Source organism: Burkholderia sp. Ac-20353 (assembly GCF_017104785.1).
Classification (GTDB): Bacteria; Pseudomonadota; Gammaproteobacteria; order Burkholderiales; family Burkholderiaceae; genus Burkholderia.
The window spans coordinates 1-1303 of sequence record NZ_JAAGPL010000490.1 but is presented as its reverse complement, the minus strand read 5'-3'; the positions used below and the strand labels follow the sequence as shown (position 1 = coordinate 1303).

At 66.8% G+C, this 1303-nt stretch carries 2 protein-coding genes; both read left to right on the top strand.

Translation table 11 applies throughout. The annotated features are described in order from the left end of the window. Positions 1–866, top strand: an 866-nt coding sequence (locus tag G3N94_RS41515) for a Re/Si-specific NAD(P)(+) transhydrogenase subunit alpha (RefSeq protein ID WP_205799933.1), incomplete at its 5' end; no start/stop codon positions are given. Positions 867–879: 13 nt separating this feature from the next. Continuing rightward, positions 880–1303 (top strand): NAD(P)(+) transhydrogenase (Re/Si-specific) subunit beta (locus G3N94_RS41510; protein WP_205799932.1); only part of this gene is annotated, 424 nt, incomplete at its 3' end.

The following is a 1303-nucleotide window of genomic DNA, read 5'->3' as shown; positions in this document are numbered from 1 at the left end:
AGCGCGCGATGTACGCGCAGCAGGCCAGGGACGCGGACATCATCATCACCACCGCGCTGATTCCCGGCAAGCCGGCGCCGAAGCTGATCACGGCCGAGATGGTGCAGTCGATGAAGCCGGGCAGCGTGATCGTCGACATGGCGGCCGAGCAAGGCGGCAACTGCGAGCTCACGGTACCGGGCGAGGCCGTGGTGCGCCACGGCGTGACCATCATCGGCTACACGGATCTCGCATCGCGTCTTGCAAGGCAGTCGTCCACGCTGTACGCGACCAACCTGCTGCGCGTGGTCGAGGAGCTGTGCAAGACCAAGGACGGCACGATCAACGTCGATTTCGACGACGACGCGATCCGTGGCCTCACGGTCATCAAGGAAGGCAACGTCACCTGGCCGCCGCCGCAGCTCAAGCAGCCGGCCGCCGCACCGAAACCACAGACGCCGCCGCCCGCGGCGGCCGCGCCGAAAGGCCATGGCCACGGCAGCGGCGAGCCGATGTCGGCCAGGACGCTCGCGATCGTGTTCGGCGTCGGCGCACTGGCTTTCCTGCTGGTTGGCCAGTTTGCGCCGGCCACGTTCCTGTCGCACTTCACGGTGTTCGTGCTGGCCTGCTTCATCGGCTACATGGTGATCTGGAACGTCACGCCGTCGCTGCACACGCCGCTGATGAGCGTGACCAACGCGATTTCGTCGATCATCGCGATCGGTGCGCTGGTGCAGGTCGCGCCGCCGTTGGGCGGGGCCGCGGTGGGCGACCGGCCGTCGGGGCTGATCCTGGGCCTGGCAGTGGGTGCGCTGACGCTCACGGCCGTCAACATGTTCGGCGGCTTCGCGGTGACGCGGCGCATGCTGGCAATGTTCCGCAAATAAGGGGACGACAACCATGACTTCCAATCTGACTACCGTCTCCTATATCGGCGCGGCGATCCTCTTCATCCTCAGTCTCGGCGGGCTGGCGAACCCGGAAACGGCACGCCGCGGCAACCTGCTCGGCATGATCGGCATGGTCATCGCTGTGCTGGCCACCGTGCTCGGTCCGCGCGTGTCGGCCGAGGGCATTCCGTACGTCGTCGCCGCACTGGTCGTCGGCGGTGCGGTCGGCCTCATCGCCGCGAAGAAGGTGCAGATGACGCAGATGCCCGAACTGGTTGCGCTGATGCACAGCCTGGTCGGCCTGGCCGCGTGCCTGGTGGGCTTTGCCAGCTACATCGATACGTCGGTGCAGTTCGTCGGCGCAGAGAAGGCCATCCACGAAGTCGAGATCTACGTCGGCATCCTGATCGGCGCGGTGACGTTCGCGGGCTCGG